13 protein-coding genes are annotated in these 16,164 nt (G+C 67.4%); 6 read left to right on the forward strand and 7 right to left on the reverse strand.

The genetic code is table 11. From position 1 onward, the window contains the following. Positions 1-7 precede the first annotated feature (7 nt). The 3 genes from E8A74_RS45150 to E8A74_RS45160 are packed head-to-tail and all read right to left on the reverse strand — an operon-like array spanning position 8 to position 5,008. The gene (locus tag E8A74_RS45150) at positions 8-1,354 is read right to left on the reverse strand and encodes a sigma 54-interacting transcriptional regulator (RefSeq protein WP_136935360.1); all 1,347 of its coding nucleotides are present in this window, start codon (positions 1,352-1,354) and stop codon (positions 8-10) included. Next, entirely contained in the window at positions 1,351-2,457 is a 1,107-nt protein-coding gene (locus tag E8A74_RS45155) for a helix-turn-helix transcriptional regulator (RefSeq protein WP_170229866.1), read from the reverse strand. The genes E8A74_RS45150 and E8A74_RS45155 overlap by 4 nt, the downstream gene beginning before the upstream one ends. A gap of 22 nt (positions 2,458-2,479) precedes the next feature. Then, positions 2,480-5,008, reverse strand: a complete 2,529-nt coding sequence (locus tag E8A74_RS45160; protein WP_136935362.1) for a hypothetical protein — start codon at positions 5,006-5,008, stop codon at positions 2,480-2,482. A 373-nt stretch (positions 5,009-5,381) separates the two neighbouring features. Here E8A74_RS45160 and E8A74_RS45165 point away from each other — a divergent pair, with 373 nt between their 5' ends. The 4 genes from E8A74_RS45165 to E8A74_RS45180 all read left to right on the forward strand — a co-directional run bounded on the left by E8A74_RS45165 (position 5,382) and on the right by E8A74_RS45180 (position 10,803). After that, positions 5,382-7,877 carry a protein kinase domain-containing protein gene (locus E8A74_RS45165; RefSeq protein WP_170229867.1) on the forward strand — a complete coding sequence of 832 codons (2,496 nt, stop codon included), beginning with the start codon at positions 5,382-5,384 and terminating at the stop codon, positions 7,875-7,877. A 34-nt stretch (positions 7,878-7,911) separates the two neighbouring features. Next, a complete protein-coding gene (locus E8A74_RS45170; RefSeq protein WP_136935364.1) occupies positions 7,912-8,643 on the forward strand; it encodes a LysM peptidoglycan-binding domain-containing protein in 732 nt (243 codons plus the stop codon). A gap of 4 nt (positions 8,644-8,647) precedes the next feature. Further along, the gene (locus E8A74_RS45175; RefSeq protein ID WP_136935365.1) at positions 8,648-9,391 is read left to right on the forward strand and encodes a hypothetical protein; all 744 of its coding nucleotides are present in this window, start codon (positions 8,648-8,650) and stop codon (positions 9,389-9,391) included. Positions 9,392-9,588: 197 nt separating this feature from the next. Continuing rightward, entirely contained in the window at positions 9,589-10,803 is a 1,215-nt protein-coding gene (locus E8A74_RS45180) for a hypothetical protein (RefSeq protein ID WP_136935366.1), read from the forward strand. 4 nt (positions 10,804-10,807) lie between these two features. Here the strand turns inward: E8A74_RS45180 and E8A74_RS45185 are convergent, their stop codons facing one another. Then, positions 10,808-11,191 carry a hypothetical protein gene (locus E8A74_RS45185; protein WP_136935367.1) on the reverse strand — a complete coding sequence of 128 codons (384 nt, stop codon included), beginning with the start codon at positions 11,189-11,191 and terminating at the stop codon, positions 10,808-10,810. 235 nt (positions 11,192-11,426) lie between these two features. On the opposite strand from E8A74_RS45185, the gene E8A74_RS45190 reads away from it, so the two are divergent. Then, complete coding sequence (locus tag E8A74_RS45190) at positions 11,427-11,882, forward strand: carboxymuconolactone decarboxylase family protein (protein WP_136935368.1); 456 nt, start codon at positions 11,427-11,429, stop codon at positions 11,880-11,882. 34 nt (positions 11,883-11,916) lie between these two features. On the opposite strand, the gene E8A74_RS54370 is transcribed toward E8A74_RS45190, so the two are convergent. Then, entirely contained in the window at positions 11,917-12,423 is a 507-nt protein-coding gene (locus E8A74_RS54370; protein WP_136935369.1) for a hypothetical protein, read from the reverse strand. Positions 12,424-12,504: 81 nt separating this feature from the next. Between E8A74_RS54370 and E8A74_RS45200 the strand changes: the two genes are divergently transcribed. Beyond that, a complete protein-coding gene (locus E8A74_RS45200) occupies positions 12,505-13,299 on the forward strand; it encodes an ATP-grasp domain-containing protein (RefSeq protein WP_136935370.1) in 795 nt (264 codons plus the stop codon). 347 nt (positions 13,300-13,646) lie between these two features. Here the strand turns inward: E8A74_RS45200 and E8A74_RS45205 are convergent, their stop codons facing one another. Both E8A74_RS45205 and E8A74_RS45210 read right to left on the reverse strand, forming a co-directional pair. After that, positions 13,647-14,105 (reverse strand): hypothetical protein, encoded by a 459-nt coding sequence (locus E8A74_RS45205; RefSeq protein WP_136935371.1) that lies wholly within the window; start codon positions 14,103-14,105, stop codon positions 13,647-13,649. A 530-nt stretch (positions 14,106-14,635) separates the two neighbouring features. Beyond that, on the reverse strand, positions 14,636-15,376 hold the full coding sequence (locus tag E8A74_RS45210; RefSeq protein ID WP_136935372.1) for a sterol desaturase family protein: 741 nt from the start codon (positions 15,374-15,376) through the stop codon (positions 14,636-14,638). Positions 15,377-16,164 lie beyond the last annotated feature (788 nt).

The following is a 16,164-nucleotide window of genomic DNA, read 5'->3' on the forward strand; positions in this document are numbered from 1 at the left end:
ACGGGAATCATGGTTCGAGGTCGCCGCGCAGGCCGTACCTCTTCATCGCCATCTGCACGAATTTCCGCCCGACGCCGGCGAGCTCCGCTGCGCGTGAGACATTGCCGTCCGTCTTCTGGAGCATCAGCCTCAGGTAGTGCTTTTCGTAGGCCTGGGCCACGCGGTCGCGGCCGTGGAGCAGCGGGTCGTCCAGGCGAATGCCGAGCGACTGTACATCCGGCTCCCACGTTTCAGGGGTCTTCGGCCCTTCCCCGGCCCCGAACGCGAGGACACGCGCCACGGCGTTGCGAAGCTCTCGCACGTTGCCGTTCCACGTCAAACCCGAAAACCTGTCGACGACCTCCTGCGAGAGCGGCTGCGTCGACCGCATGCGCTTCGAGAGCTCCTTCTCGAAATGGCGAACGAGCATGGGGATGTCCTCGGAGCGCTCCGAGAGCGGCGGAAGGCGCACCGGAACCACGGCGAGCCGATAATACAGGTCCTCGCGGAACACACCGAGATCGACGGCGCGGGCCAGCGGCCGGTTCGTGGCGGCGACCACGCGCACGTCGAACTGCTTCGGCCGATTCGCTCCCACGCGACGCACCTCCATCCTCTCGAGCGCCCGCAAGAGCTTCGGTTGCAGGCCATGCGGGAGCTCCCCAATCTCGTCCAGGAAGACCGTGCCGCCGTCGGCCTCTTCGAAGATGCCAGGCCTATCCATCGTCGCGCCGGTGAACGATCCCTTGACGTGCCCGAAGAGCTCGCTCTCCGCGAGCTCCGGAGAGATGGCCGAGCAGTCGAGCACGACGAAGGGCCCCTCGGACCGCGGGCTGGCGTCATGAATCGCCCGCGCGGCCACCTCCTTCCCCGTCCCCGTTTCTCCCTCGATCAGCACCGTGGCGTCGGTCTCCGCCGCGCGTGCCAGCACGGAAAAGACGGCCCGCATCGCGGTGCTCCTTCCGAGCATCTGCCCGAAGCATTCACCGGGGAAGAGGGGTAGCTCGATGATCGTGTTCAGCATCAAAAGTCGGAATACGGTCTTGCCAATCGTGATACGCGAATCCGGGCGTGCATAACCATCCCGCACCTGAACGCCGTCCACGTTGGTCCCATTGAGGCTCCCGGCGTCCAGGATCCGGATCTTGTTTCGCTCGATCCGCAAGGTCAAATGGTGCCGGCTCACGGTCGGGTCCTTGACCTTGAAATCACAGTCGGCGCCGCTGCCTATCCTGATTTCGGGGCCCGGCAGCTCGCGCATCTCCCCGGCCTGCGGCCCCTCACCCACCTCGATGCGGATCTTGTTGGATCGCAACGTCAAGCCGTTCGGCGACGGCACCATCGTGTTCGTCGAGTCGTCGTCGTTTCGATTCATCGATCCTCCTCGTCATGCGACCCAGCATTCAGGAGCGTCGTGAGCCCCGGGCGGGAATCCACGCCGGCGATGCGGTAGATGTTCTGCACGTGTGCACGGACCGTCCCTGGGCTGATGCCCAGACGGTGGGCGATCTCCTTGTAAGAAAGGCTCGAGCCCACCAGGAGGAGGGCAATTTCACGCTTGCGCGGCGGGAGCATCTCCAGAATGGGTGAGCTCGCGGCGCGGGGCGGGCGCAGGACGCTCGGCAGGATCCACTCCCGCATCGCCAGGAGGTGTACATCCTCGTGAAGCTCGTGCGTTTCTTTGGCGAGCGCGTGCACGTGCACCTCGAGCACGGAAAAACCGGTGGGATGAACGATCTGCCAGGAGGCTCGTGTGGCCGTGAAGCTCCGTGCGGAGTCCGCGAAATCGAGCAGGGCGCTGCGGCTCCTGGAGATTTCGCGGGCGTGGTATTTGGCGATCAGGTCGAACGCACGCTGGTTCACCTCCAGGACCGCGCCATTTCGTCGGTTGATGCAGATGTACCCCATCGCCTGCTCTTCCGTGATTTGAGACAGGATCGAGCGCGACGCCACCAGCGGCAAACTGGCTCGATGAACGGCGGCTCGCACGTCGGCGGCCAATGCTTCCATCATCGCGGGCGCGGTCCTCGGGAATTGCTTCCCTCTCTCCGTGAGCAGTGCCAGCATGACGTGCTCCGTTCCGCCGCCGGGGACCACCCGCTGATGCAATTTGTACCCGGCCCCCTCCCCCAGCCCGAAATCGTCGAGGGCGTGGAGCACCTCCAGGCCGTCACGCAGCGGCCCTGCGATCGTATCCGCGTCCCGCCAGAAGCCGCCGGGTCTCGCCTCGAAGACGAGGCGGAGCGCGGGTTCGAGGTGCTCGGAGCGCGTGCGCATCCACCCCTCGAGGAGCTCCGTGGGCAAACGCATCGCGTGACTGATGAGGATCTGCGGCGCGTCAGGGCGCACCACCGAGATCAGGCCCGCCACGGTAGGGACGCACTGCGCGAGGGCGTCGAGGATCACCGCGGGATCGTTTCCCGCGGCGACCTTCGATAACATCTGCGCAGCGCGATGCAAAACCTGACGCTCGTCCATGATGCACCTCGTCACGCCCATTCTACCCGGTTCCCGTGAGGGGAAGCAAAGGTTTCACAGGCGACGCGGACGAACCCGGCGCAGCGAGCGCATTTGCTGGAGGGTCGCGTCGGGGCCGCGCCCGGCTCACCTCGCCGAGGAGCGCGAGCATCTCCTCCGACGACAGGGTCGTGTAGTGCGCGCATCGGTACACGCCTCGGCCCACGTGCACGGCTCTCATCACCTTCTCCGCCATGGAGGGCCACGCGGGCGCGAGCCTCGCCATCGCGTGCCCCAGATGCTCCTCGAGCCACGCGAGGTACGTCTCCCCGAGCGCCCGCGCACGCTCCAGGGCCGCAGCGCCCGTCGAGGGTGAAACGCCCTTGGGGATCAGAATCGACAGGCAGCTCTCCTTGCCGGTATCTCGATCGCCCCCGTTCCTGCTCAGGCTGGCGAGGTCGTTCGCCAATCGGAACGTAGGGTCGGCGAGCTGCCCGACCTCGATCAAGGCTCGCAGACGCATTTCGTGGACGTGCTCCGCGGGCGTCGCGAGCCCGCAGAAGAGAAACAAGACCTCCACGGCGATGGTCGGCGCCGTATCCACGATGTGCAGCAGGAGTCGAAGCTCGCGCTGGAGATCCGCGAAGCGCGCTGGATCGCCCGCGTGCTCGTGCAGGAGGCGCCGAATTCTTTCGCCGACGGGACCAGGCGCCCTGGATGCATACCTCGCCTCGATGTGCGCGATCGCCTCCTGCCGCGGAGGTCCGCCGAGCCCGAGCCGGCGCACGAGCGGATTGTCGACGACGTCCGGCGCGCGTTCGAGCGCGTTCGCCCGATAATGGCGTACGAGCGCGTCACGGCAGGCCTGCGAGAGCGCGCCGCTGGCGCTCGCGTGGCGCGAGAAGAGGCTCTCCCATTGCTTTCCGATGGCGTCGACGATCCGCATGCCCGGCCCGACGGGGGGCGCGGCAGGTCGCTCGCCGCGGGCGATCGCCTCCAGGTGATGCGCCGCAGATTGCAGCCGCGCGCGCCATGCGTCCGGCATCTCGCCTGGCAGGACCCGGTCGAAGACCCCATTGTCGCCCGCGGAGATCGCGAGCATACAACGAATGGCGAGCTCCGCCGAACGCTCCCACCCCTCCCCTGTCGGATCCGCCTCGTCCGGCACGCGGAGCATCATGTAGGCGCCCGTATACGCATAGTTGCGATCTCCCTGGCGCAACGATCGATCCGGGAGCAGGAGCCCCTCCGACAGGGCCTGCCCGAGCACCCGCGCCGACATGGCCTCGACGAGCAGGTCGCGCTCGGCGTCCGCGCCGGCGGCGCTCGGCAAGCGCGCGCGCACGATCTGCTCGATCGAGCGCTCGGGCTTCGCTGCTGTCACCTCGATGAGGTCGAGGATCTCGGCGGGCCAGGGCGGATCGACCGAAATCGAGGGCCCTCGACTCCGGTCCGCGCCCTGCAAGAGGACGTGCGCGACAGGGAAACGAACCGCGCGTCGGAGCGCATGAAGAATGCCCTGCGCCGTGGGGGCGCACGGATGGACCGGCGCCGCGGCCGTGGAAGGCGCGGCGAGGAGGACGTTTGGCGCAGCCTGGCCCGGGGCGATGACCGCGTCGTAGTCCTCGGCAATGCCCTCGGCCGAGCGGGCCGCCGGGACGATTCGAATCGCATACCAGGTATCGTCGTCGAGCGCGCGCTCGTGACCACCCCATCCGCGCGGACCCAGGCAGCTCACCTCCACGGCGGGCTCCCCCGTCGGATCGGCGTGGAAGGCGCCGAGCCTCGTGTCGATCTCCTCTGCCGAGGCGCAGACGGGAAGGGTGAGCCGCATCGGCGCAGGGATGCGCGCGCGCGGCAGCGCCCGGGCGAGTTCGAGCGCCAGCTCGAGATTGTATCCGGGGGCGAAATGGGACGGCGCGTCCCGCAGGCCTCGATCGATGAGAGCTCCTATCTCCTCGGGATGGACGTCGGGCCACAACGTCGTCGTCGCGGCGCACGGCACGAAAGGAGGAAGGCAGAAGCCGGGACGCACGACGTCCGGCTCTTCGGCGCCGGTGCGGAGGACGAGATCGACATCCCGCTCCCAGGCGAGCTCGTCCGGATAGTCGATCCAGAATTCGAGGTTCATCCGCGGCTCCGGCAGAGACCGGGTCGCCTCGCAGGCTGCTTCGATGCTGGCGACGAGCCGGGCCCGTGCGCCGCCCGCTGCGCGCATTCGTGCGAGGTCCCCGCGCACGCTGCAACGAATCCCGCAGGGAACGAGCGCGCGGCCTTCCCGGACCTCCGTGCGCAGCCACGCGAATTGCGCGGCGACGACGTCGAAGAATGCCTCCGGCCTCTTGTCGACGTTTTGACGTGAAGCGATGCAGACGAGCAGCGTCTCCACGTCGCCGCGCAGGGCGACGTGCTCGGCGCAGCCGACGACGTTGGCGGCACCGGCGGCGTAGTCGCGACTGGACTCGCCTTTGCGATGGTTTCCGTCCGGCAGCAGGATGATACGCCGCGCCTGTTTCCTCGCGGTCCGCCAAGGCGATTGAACTTTGACCTCGAACCAACGCCGAGATTGCATGGGAGAGCTCCTTGATCGCAGGGGTTCGCGCTGCCGATCCAATGAAGATCGAGCGGCAGGGATGTCCTCGGGCATTGCACGCGTCATGCCTGCGGTCCGGGGCCGTTTTTCCGGGCATCTCGGGGGATGGGTGCATCCGGCAGAGCGCAGTTCGAGGCTCTTCGGATGGTCAGGTGCATCCCGTCGGCGGCGGTCCCTCGATGCCATCGTGGTCCCGTTCGTGTGTGGTCGGGATTCCCGGCGCCTGCATGCACGATATCGAACGGCTGTCCATACGCAGAAATACGTAGCCGTGTCGTTTCTCGGAGACACGTTGATAAGGACTCGAAATTTTGGCCAGCCCGTCGCATTGCTGCAATCTGGTGGCGCGAGCATGAACACGGCCACTGGCGATGACCTCAGCGTGCCCACCCTGAAGCTCCAGCCGGACGAAGTCGGTGGCATCCAGCCGGTCGACCTTCGTCCCGGCAGGACCTTCGCCGGCCGGTTCGAACTGATCTCGAAGCTCGGCGAAGGGGCCTTCGGGCAGGTTTGGAAGGCGATCAACACGAAGCTTCATCTGAAGGTCGCGCTCAAGATTCCGCGGACGCACGCGCCGGACGACCTCGAGCGATTCCGCCGGGAAGCGCAGGCGCTTTGCCTGATCGACAGCGAGTACGTCCTCCGGTGCTTCGAGTATGGCGACGCGCCGGCGCCCTTCCTGGTGATGGAGCTCTTGACGGGGGAGAGCCTCGCGAAGCGGCTCGAGCGCGAGGGGCCCATGTCGATGCCGACGGTGAAGTCGATCTGCAGACAGCTATGCAAAGGGCTGCAGGCGACCCACGCCGCGGGCGTCATTCACCGTGATCTGAAGCCGGGGAACATCTACTGCATCGAAAGCAAGGTCAAGATCGTCGATTTCGGCTTGATGAAGCTCGTCGAGCCGATGGTGGATCCCGGAACCGAGATCATCACGAGCGAGCACGACGAGCTGACCCAAGAGAACATGGCGATGGGCACGGTCAGCTACATGAGCCCGGAGCAATGGCGCCATTCCAACCGCGTCGATTTCAGGAGTGATCTCTGGTCCCTCGCGGCCGTGCTCTACCGCCTCCTCACGGGCAAGTTGCCGTTCACGGGAGCGGCGCACGTCGACGTCGCGCGGCTCGTTCTGCTCTCCTCCGATGGCCCGCCGCCCATCTCGCATCTTCCGGGCGAGGTGAACGCATTCTTCCGCATCGCGTTTCAGAGAGACCCGCAGATGCGGTTCCAGTCGGCGGCCGAGTTCTCCGCGGCGTTCGACGTTCTCCCGGATGGCTCGAAGGTCGAGGCGCCGGCGCCGGCGCGGCCCGTCTCCAAGCCGCGGCGTATTTGGCTCGGCGGAGCGATGGCGTCCCTCGTCGTCGCGGGAATGTTCGTCACCGCCAGCGCGCGCCCGGACGTCCTCTCGTCGACGTGCGACCCGCACAAGGGCAACTGCGATGCCTCCTTGCTCAATGGATGCGAGACGGATCTCACGCACGTCGAGAGCTGCGGCGCTTGTGGCGTGCGATGCCTCAACGAGCACGGCTCGACGAGCTGCACGAGCGGCTCCTGTGCGCCTGTCTGCGCGGCAGGCTTCGCCGATTGTGATGGGGACCCGGCGAACGGTTGCGAGGCCGATCTCGGGGCTCCCGCGAACTGCGGGAAATGCAGCAACGCATGCACGAACCAGCACGGTGACGCCGCGTGCGCGGCTGGCGAGTGCGCGTCCACGTGCCAGCCGGGTTTCATGAATTGTGACGGAAACCCAGCCAATGGTTGCGAGACGGACGTCGTGTCCAGCGCCGATCATTGCGGCCTCTGCGGACGCGCGTGCAAAGGAATCGTCGGCGACGGCGCGACGTGCCAGGAGGGGATCTGCAAGGCGACCTGCGGATCCGGGCTTCACGATTGCAACGGCGACCCCGCCGATGGGTGCGAGGTCGACGCGCAGGCGACGCCGGAGGCCTTCGAAGGCGGGCGGTGCAAGCCGATCGTCCTCGGGACGTACGAGCCTGGTGCGCTCAGCGTCGCCGTGGACGACGACGTGGAGGGGATCGTGGCCTGGACCGTTCCCAGGCAGGGCAAGGCCTTCCGCATGCGCAAAGGCGGAGGCACCCCGGCGCCGATGTCGGTCGGGGGCGCGCCGACCCGCATCGCGTTCGACACCGGTCGCTGGTACTGGACGGACACGTCCTCCAAGAGCTTGCTCACGATAGACGCCGTCACGGGCGCGCGAAAATCCCTGGTCCAATGGCTCCATCCCGAGCAGCAGATTGCCGGGCTCGCGTCCTCGGAAGGTGGTGCCTTCTTCTTCTTCCAGAACACGAACACCAAGAAGGGAACGCTCTTTGGGGCGCGGAGAGAGCTCGGGAAGAAGCCGCTGCTCGAGTACGACGGCGCCGATCCGAATCCTTTCGGCTTCGCCGCCGGGCGCCGCGGCGTCTATTTCGTGCGAACAACGCAAGGCGGCAGCATCTGGGGCTGGTCCTTCAAAGAGCGGGGCGAGCCCTGGCTCGTCGCCGAGAACCAGGACAAGCCGTTTGCCGTGGCCGTCGACCCCCGCGAAGAGGTCGTGGCCTGGTCGCGTGAAGGCAATGGATCGGGGACCCTCTCGGTCGCGCGACGCGGCGGCCCGGTCGAGGTCCTTGCGGCGAACGAGCCCGGGCCACGCGGAGTCGCCGTCGACGACACGTGGGTATATTGGACAAATGAAGGCGGAATGGTCAAGAAGGCACGGCTCGACGGAAAGCAGGAGCCCGTGCTGCTCGCGTCCGCGCAGCAGCGCCCGATGGGCATCGCGGTCGACGCGACCCGCGTGTACTGGGTGAACGAAGCCTCGGGCGAAGTCGTATCGGTCGCCAAATGAGCGACATGGGAGGACTTGGAGACCAATGATTCGAATGAAGATGTTTCGGCGCGCCTTGATGGTCGCCATGCTCGTCGCCGGCACATGCACCGTGGCGAGCGCCGGCCAGCCGAACGAACTCGTGTACGAGATCACCGATTCAGACACCCTCTACCTGGTGGCGACGCGCTATTACGGCGACCCAGCGGCTTTCAAGCTGATCTTCAAGAAAAACGAGGCCGTCCTGCGAGAAGCGCACGACAAATATATGCTCGACGCCGCCAAGCGTGGCGTGCCGCCCAAGCCGTTCGGGACCGGGACGATCTGGCCGAAGACCAGGATCGTGTTGCCCCAGGAGCTCGCGACGCCGGCAGGCGTCCTTTACGAGCGGCGGAGTTTGCCCCTCAAGCGCGAGATCGCGGAGATGATCGCGCGCAAGAAGCGGGTGGACCTGGACGACCTCGGGCAGATCGCGACAGAAATGCGCCCTCTCGGGATCAGGCCTCCCCAGCCAACCCCTGCGCTCCCGGGCTACGCGCAGGTGTCCGCCGCGAGCAGCGCCGTCGCGAGGGAGACGCCACCGAAGTGGTTCGGGCAGCCGGAGAACGAATTGCATCGTTGTGCCGTCGCCGTATGCGGCAAGTTCCAGTCGCTTTGTTATTATGAGTGCCTCGGGGTCGCGAAGAGGTTCCTCGACGGCGGCGCGTCGTGCAGCCATCTCCCGGCGACCTTGCCGTACGACCAGCCGGAGGCCTCTGCGCGTGATTGCAGCGCCATGCTGGAGTAGAGCCATGAAGAACGAGACGAAGGGTTCGACACTTCGACGATGCTTTGGGCTCGCCGTGGTCCTCGGGACGCTTTGGGCTGTCCCCGCGCCCGCGGCCGAAGCGGATACGTTGCCTCTGGCCTCGGCGAACGCCAAGGCCTCCCAACCGGGAGCGGCAGAATCCAAGCCAAGCCAGGCCGTGATGGCCGGAGACATGGTCCCGGATTGCAACGGCGGGACGACGCCGACCCCCTACTGGCTGACCCGGATCCTCTTTCATGGCGCGTTCTGCGTGCACGCGCCGAAGAACGCGCGTCTTCAGGTCGATTACGGCACGACCCTCGTAGGGTATGAGGACCAGCAGAACGGCAAGCTCAGCGAGCATCAGGCCTACTACTCGCTCTCCAGGATCGTGATTCCGCCGGGGCAACGCCGCGTGATATGGGCCGTATGCGGAGGGGCCGGGATGTCGCTGCCGAACGGCACCCGCGTCGTTCCGACCGTCCGGATGGACGCGGCGAGGGTCGCCCAGATAGGCTCGTTGATTCGTGGCCTCGCGGACGAGGAAGCCGAATACAACAAGTCGTTCGCCGTTCTCCAGGGAACGAAGGAGCCGGCCATCAAGGATTTCATCGAGCCGCGCCTGGACAACATCCAGGAGAGCATCGATACGCAGACGGGGCCGCTCCGCGCCGCGCTCCTCCAGGAGAACCACAAGATCCTCCGGGGAAAAGGGTTTCATGTGGCCCCGACCTGGAACGAGGATTAGCCGCCGCCGAACACCCTCGGGGGGGCCCTCGACCTGGTTGCGTGTGGTACGCGGACGCTACAGTGGTACGCGCGCATGACACCGAAGTGTCATGACGGCGTGACTACGCCCGGCGAGAGCCCCCTCGATTCTGCGGCTGCGCGCGTCTCTCGGATGCTGGCACGGCTTTTGTCGTAGGGGCAACCGAGGTCATGCGCATGCATCCTGGATCTACGGAATCGACGAGGAATCTTTTGGGAGGGCTCTTGCTCGGCGCCGCGCTCGGCGGGTGCGCGCCGCCGGCGCCGCCGCAGGCGCCCGCGATGTACGAGTACCAGGTCTCGCACCTGTCGAATGGGAAACCCCTCCGCTTCGAGGCCAAGGACTCCGTGCGCACGGTCGACAAGAAGGTCCGTGTCGGCGAGCGCCAGGTCTACAGCGCGAGCGGCAGGTACGTGGGCAAGGAGGTCGTCTACACGACGGAGCCGACCGAGGTCCCCTTCCACGAATGGCACGTCTACCAGGGCGATACGGAGATCGACGCGCTCAGCGCCCTGCGCATCGCCCGGGATGCGGCCTTCGAGACGGCGTACGACCAGGAGCGCGAGCGCGTCCGCCAGAGCCACGCCCGCGCCCTCGAGCTTTACGAGACGGACGTGCTCCGCGCGCAGAGCAAGAAGAACCTCGGGCTCGGCCTGGGGATCGTCGGGATCGTCGGGATGCTCGGCGCGGGCGTGTTGTTCGCGGCCACGAAGAACGACCCCTCGCCGCCTGTCCCGTCGGCCGCGGCGGGGGCTATCTCCCTGGGCTTCATGGCCGTGGGGATTGGTGGATTTTACGTGCGAGGGCAAGGTTCGCGCGAGCAGGACGCTGCCATGAGGCAGGCCGAGAGCCTCGCCGGGGTGCGCATGGAAAACAAGTTCCAGCGCTTTGCGACCGAGGAGCACGTGCGAAATGTCGTCGAGGGCCAGCGTCCGCGCGCATCGGCGCCCGCGGAGACCACGGCGGTCCCCGAGATCCGGATGGCGAAGACGCTGGATCCCGCCCTCACGACGGGGATCCCGAACAACGAGAAGCTCGGCCCCGCGCTGATCGCGATATGGACGCCCGAGGCCTACGGGATCGACCATGCCAAGGCGCACGAGGTCTTCGAACGGGAGCTTTTGCGGTCGGTCCTCTATTACAACAACGCGGGCGGGAAGATGCCCCGCCACGAGGGCAACCTCGCCGTGTACACGGACGAGGCGTCCCTCCGCGCCGCCGAGGGGGACACCAGCAAACCCGAGGGAATGCCGGCGGTCAAGCTGCTCGCCCTCGCGGTCGCCATGCAAACCGGGATCTACGTGCACCACGAAGGCCAATCCTCCGTCTTCACGGTGCTCGACGGGGACACGATCCAAAAACTGCTCCTGCGGGCGACGGAGCCAAAATGACCGTTCAGTCGACCTCGACGAGCGCTTGCGCGACGACCTCGCCGACGCGCGCCTCGACACGACAGGTGCCGCGCGCCTGGGCGCGAAGCTCCCACGCCGACCGCTGATAGTCTCGCGCGTGCGGGAGGTTGAATTCGAGGACCTCGCGCGCGCGCTCCGGCTTCTCTACGGGCGCGAGGGTGCAGACCTCCGGCGTCGCCGAGCGTGGCGCGTCCACCATCCCTGCAATGGCGCGGCCGTCGCCCGCGCGCAGCCGCACGAAAAGGAACCGTTTCTCGCCTCGGTGCAGGAGCTGCGGACCACACCCCGAGAGCGTCCCGACGAGCGTGGCCACGAGGAGCGCGCATGGCTTTCCGCGTTGCCCCTGCCCCTTCGCCTTGCGCGCCATGGCGCCAAGCCTACCACACCCCCACGAGCTGGCCTGGAGGAGGAGCCCACGTACGTGGCGCGCCGAGCCGCGCGAGGCCGACCGCGTCGGCGAGCCGCGCTTGGTGCTCGGGTCCGGTGGGCCTCGAAGCGCTCGGCCAGAAAAATAATTTTCGTCCATCGGTCACGTTCCCTCGTCGCGGTCCGTCATCGCAGTGCTGGACGATTCCCAGTCGATCTGACCCAGGAGACGAACGATGCAGGCACGGATGAAAAACCCGGCGGTGATCCTTCCCGAGGCGATGCCCGCCCTTCTCAATGTGATCAAGGCCGCGAAGAAAGGCGGCGTGCCGGAAAGGACACTCGAGCTTGTCCATCTGCGCGCGAGCCAGATCAATGGATGCGGTTATTGCGTCGACTCGGGCGCGCGCAACGCCAAGAAGGCCGGCGAGAGCGACGAACGGCTGTTCGCCGTGGCGGCCTGGCGGGAAACGCCCTACTTCACCGAGGCCGAACGCGCCGCGCTGGCGCTCGCCGAGGCCGCCACGCGGCTCAGCGATCGGTCGGATCCGGTCCCGGACGAGATCTGGAACGAGGCCGTCAAGCATTACGACGAGCAAGGGCTGGCGGCCTTGACCCTGATGATTGGCCTGACCAACCTGTTCAACCGCCTCATGGCCACCACCAAGCAGGTCGCTGGCACGGTCTGGTAGTCGCGTGATGCCGGGGCGCGCGTCGTGCGCGCCTTCAGCACTTGTCCCGAAAGTGCAGCGTCAGCCGGAACGTCGGCGACGTGCCCTCCGGCGCGTGCACCTTCCACTGCGGCAGCTTCCGCGCCAGGCAGCGCCAGACGACGTCCGGCTCGTTCTCCACCGTGTTGTCGACCTGATCGACGCGGAGGACCTTTCCGTCGGGCGCGAGCGTGACCACCACCGTCACCGAGCCGACCCGCAGCTCCGCGCAGCCCTGCTTGTAGATGAGCTCGTGACAGCTCAGCGCGTGGTTCGTGGCCTCGGCTTCGTGGATCCACGCCTCCGGGTAGGGCGGAGGCCCGGCGGGCGTGACGTCCGCGGGGGCGGGCGGCGGCTCGCTCGAAGCTTGCGCCGCAGCCGAGGGGACGTGCGGATCGTCTGCAGCAGGGGCCGTCGCCGCCGGAGCCGCGGGCGGGGAGGATGCCGGCGCGGGGGGCACGCCGGTGCAAGCGGCACAGGTGACGAACAGGGCGGCGAGCGGCGGGCGGGCGTCGAGGGGCACGCGAGGTGGATCGGTTATGCCAGGGGGGCCGAAGGGCGGTCAAGGACGGTCGCGGACGCCGACTCGGTGTACCCTCGTTGCGTGCCGACGCTCGTCCTCTCCCATCGCTACAGCCCCGACTCGAACGCGCTCTTCGCCGCTGCGCTCGCGGCCGGCTGGGACATCGAGCGCCTTCACGCCTTCCGTTGCCCGGACGGCCTCGCCGCGCGCGCCCCGGTGTTCTACGGCGAGACGATCCTCGCCGACGCGATCATGGACGACCTCTGCCTCGTGCTCCTCGAACCGACGAGCGATTGGCTGCCCAGGCTCCCGCAGCGCCACCGCCTCCGTGACGTGCGTCTCACGACGCTTTCGGAAGCCCTGTCGATCCAGGAGCGCGTGTTCATCAAGCCGACCGACGAGAAGTGCTTCCCCGCCCGCGTCTACGCCAACGGCGCCGCGCTCGATCCGGACCCGGTGTTGCCGCCGGACCTGCCCGTGCTGGTGAGCGAGCCGGTCGTCTTCGAGGTGGAGTTCCGGTTTTTCGTGCGCGAGCGCGAGGTGGCGGCCTTCTCGCCGTACATCCGCAATGGCGAGATCGCACGGAATGCCGCGGGCGATTGGGAGGCGGCCCCCGCGGAGATCGAGGCGGCGTCCACCGCGATCCGCGCGGTGCTCGACGACCCCGACGTGGAGATGCCTCCCGCGGTCGTCGTGGACGTCGGGCGCATGGCCGGGCGTGGCTGGGGCGTGGTCGAGGCCAACCCCGCGTGGGCCTCGGGGCTTTGTGGATGCGACCCGGCGAGCGTGCTTTCCGTGCTGCGGCGCGCGAGCGTGGCGCGGGACATGTTGTCGGAGGCCGAAACGCGCTGGGTGCGCCGCGTCATGAAGAGCTGAGCATGGGTCTCGTCGTGAAGTCGTTTCGCTGGGGCTTTGCCCCAGGCCCCAGCAGGGGCTGTCCGCCCCTGCACCCGGACCAGCCAGGGGCTGGACCCAGGCTCGATGAGCTGCGCTCCGCGCAGCTCATCGAACAGGCCCGGTCAAGACCGGCAACGACCCTGCCCACCAAGACAGCCGCGCTGCTGGTTCGGCTGGCCCCCCGGCTTCTTCGTCGGCCTGTTTGAAAAACTGCGCGCAGCGCAGTTTTTCAACCCTGGGTCCAGCCCCTGGCTGGTCCGGGGTCGAGGGGGCGGACAGCCCCCCGCGGGGTCCGGGGCAGGGCCCCGGCGCGGCGGCCTCAGGCCTCAGGGAGCCTCCACCGTATGGGTATGGCAGTTGCTGCACGAGAACCCCTCTGCGTGGGTCTCGGGGTTGTACGTGGGGACCTGGAGCAAGGCGGCCATGCGCGTCATGACCTCGTCGAACATGAACTGGCTCCACCGCGCTGCCTCCGGATCCTTGACGTATTCGAGGAACGCCTCCTCCGTGCCGGGGAGCGGGGCGATTTGCGCGCTCGGCATCGCATAGGTGCCATCCGTCACGCCCTGGCCGTGGCAGGTCGTGCAGTCCATCGCCTCGAACTTGGCGTCGAACGCGACGAAGACCTCCTTCATCTCCGGCATCACGACGTCGTTCATGAAGACCACGCGCTCTGCGAAGCTCATGTCCTTGTAGGCGGTCGGCTCCGCGGCGGGCTCCGGGTCTTCTCCCCCACACGCGACGACGAACAGACACACGGCCATCGAGATGCGCTTGCAGTTCATGTCTCTTCTCCCTCGACCGGGCGTTTCGCCCTGGCGCTGTCTTCACGTCGAACGAGGGGGCGCGAGATCGACACGGCCGTCGACTTTTTTTCGAAGGCTCTCCAACGTGGCGAAAAGAGGGACGTTTGCGCTGCGCCGCGGCTGAGCATGGGTCTCCTCTGGGGAGGCGCGGAGCTGGGGCTTTGCCCCAGACCCCACCGGGGCTGTCCGCCCCTGGACCTGGACCAGCCAGGGGCTGGACCCAAGCTCGATGAACTGCGCGGTGCGCAGCTCATCGAACAGGCCCGGTCAAGACCCGCAGCGACGTTGCCCACCGAGACAGCCGCGCTGCGGGTTCTGCTGGCAACCTGGGTTCTTCGTCGGCCCGTTTGAAAAACTGCGCGTGGCGCAGTTTTTCAACCCTCGGTCCAGGCTGTGCCTGGTCCGGGGTCGAGGGGGCGGACAGCCCCCCGCAGGGTCCGGGGCAGCGCCCCGGCGCGGCGGCTTACGATGAGACCCATGCTCAGCCGTGCGCCGCGCCCGGAGCGCCTTCAGGAGGGATCGTGATAGACGTCCCGGAACACGAGCATCGCGCCGAGCTTGCGCTCGTTCGTGCCGGGGAACCCGCACTGCGGGGCGAACGCGTCCGCGTCCCGGTACGTGCCGAAGAGCCGATCCCACAGGGGCAAATCGGAGAAGTTGTAGCGATGGACGTCGAGCTCGTGGTGCACGGAATGCAGCTCGGGCGTCTGGATGAACCACTTCAGCCAGCGCGGGCTCTTGAAATTGCCGTGGTAGAAATACTCCCCCGTCGCGGCGAAGAAGTTGAACCAGAACGCGCCTTCGAGCGAGATGCCGAGCAGGAGGTACGCAATCGTCGCGCTGAGCAGCGCATCCGAGGCCATCTCGACGGGGTGCTTGTAGAACGACGTGAGGATCTCGATACGCGCGGGTGAGTGGTGGATCTGGTGGAAGATACGCCAGAAGCCGTTCGCATGGCGCAGGCGGTGCCACCAGTAATAAAAAAAGGTGCCCACGAACCAAGCGATGAGCCCTTCGAGCCACGGGCGTTCGAGCGCAGACACCGTGAAGAGCGACGCTCCCTGGAACACGTGCACCCAGACGCGGTTCAACGCGAGCGTGATGCCAAGCTGCGCGAGGTTCAGGAGGAGCGCACGCGCATGCCAGCCAGGCACGTGCGGCAAGACGCGCCCAGGCCGCACGCGCTCGAGGACGAGGAACACGAGCGTCGAAGCCATGGTGAAGATCGTGGGGAGCGTGAGGTGGGGCATGAAAAGCTCGCGTCGCAGGATCGTAGGTGTGGCCGTCGGCGACGGTAGCAGCCCCAGGGCCGGCGCTCAATCGGCGATCCCCCCCGCGGACAAGACCCACGACGACCCTGCCAACGAAGTCCGCTGCGCTGACGAGCCCCGGCGGGAGACCACGAGCGCTGCGCGGGGCTCGTCCTCGATCGGTTCTCCCCGCGCCGTTGCCTCTGCGCATCCTCGACAGGCGACATCGGCTCGTGGCCTCGTCTGTTCCGCGCCGCAACAAGGCACGTCGACGCCGTGGGACCTCCGTCACGACGCCCGAACAAGGTGTGTCGGCGCGGAAGGGCAAGCGTCTCGCCACCGGACAAGCAGCAGGGCGTGTTCCCGGGGGGAAGGTCGAGCCCAAAGACAAGCACCGGACGCGGCCGAGGGTCCTTGTCGAGCTGCCGCACACGCGCCGTCGGCCGTCGAGGGAGCTTGTCGCGGAGGACAACCCGAACGCGCGCAGGCCAACGGCAGGAAACACGCCGCGTCCCTCGGTCCGTCACCCGGTGGAGGTGTTTGTCGCGCCGCCAAACATGTTTCGTCGACGCCCGAGGGCACGTGTTCGCCGCGCCGAGGCGCAGCTCTTCCACGAGGCCGCCGAGGTCCGTCTCCCGCACGGGCAGCGTCGCTGGCCGTGATGGGTCTTCTCTGGCCGCTGGGGCGTTGCCCCAGGCCCCACCAGGGGCTGTCCGCCCCTGGACCCGGACCAGCGAGGCGCTGGACCCAGGGTCGATGAACTGCGCGATGCGCAGTTCATCGAACAG

Source organism: Polyangium fumosum (assembly GCF_005144585.1).
Taxonomy (GTDB): Bacteria; Myxococcota_A; Polyangia; order Polyangiales; family Polyangiaceae; genus Polyangium; species Polyangium fumosum.

What these genes read in the sequence shown, in the direction of transcription:
- E8A74_RS45150 (WP_136935360.1), bottom strand. Translation starts at nt 1,354, where the DNA reads ATGAATCGAAACGACGACGACTCGACGAACACGATGGTGCCGTCGCCG.
- E8A74_RS45155 (WP_170229866.1), bottom strand. Translation starts at nt 2,457, where the DNA reads ATGGACGAGCGTCAGGTTTTGCATCGCGCTGCGCAGATGTTATCGAAG.
- E8A74_RS45160 (WP_136935362.1), bottom strand. Translation starts at nt 5,008, where the DNA reads ATGCAATCTCGGCGTTGGTTCGAGGTCAAAGTTCAATCGCCTTGGCGG.
- E8A74_RS45165 (WP_170229867.1), top strand. Translation starts at nt 5,382, where the DNA reads ATGAACACGGCCACTGGCGATGACCTCAGCGTGCCCACCCTGAAGCTC.
- E8A74_RS45170 (WP_136935364.1), top strand. Translation starts at nt 7,912, where the DNA reads ATGAAGATGTTTCGGCGCGCCTTGATGGTCGCCATGCTCGTCGCCGGC.
- E8A74_RS45175 (WP_136935365.1), top strand. Translation starts at nt 8,648, where the DNA reads ATGAAGAACGAGACGAAGGGTTCGACACTTCGACGATGCTTTGGGCTC.
- E8A74_RS45180 (WP_136935366.1), top strand. Translation starts at nt 9,589, where the DNA reads ATGCATCCTGGATCTACGGAATCGACGAGGAATCTTTTGGGAGGGCTC.
- E8A74_RS45185 (WP_136935367.1), bottom strand. Translation starts at nt 11,191, where the DNA reads ATGGCGCGCAAGGCGAAGGGGCAGGGGCAACGCGGAAAGCCATGCGCG.
- E8A74_RS45190 (WP_136935368.1), top strand. Translation starts at nt 11,427, where the DNA reads ATGCAGGCACGGATGAAAAACCCGGCGGTGATCCTTCCCGAGGCGATG.
- E8A74_RS45205 (WP_136935371.1), bottom strand. Translation starts at nt 14,105, where the DNA reads ATGAACTGCAAGCGCATCTCGATGGCCGTGTGTCTGTTCGTCGTCGCG.
- E8A74_RS45210 (WP_136935372.1), bottom strand. Translation starts at nt 15,376, where the DNA reads ATGCCCCACCTCACGCTCCCCACGATCTTCACCATGGCTTCGACGCTC.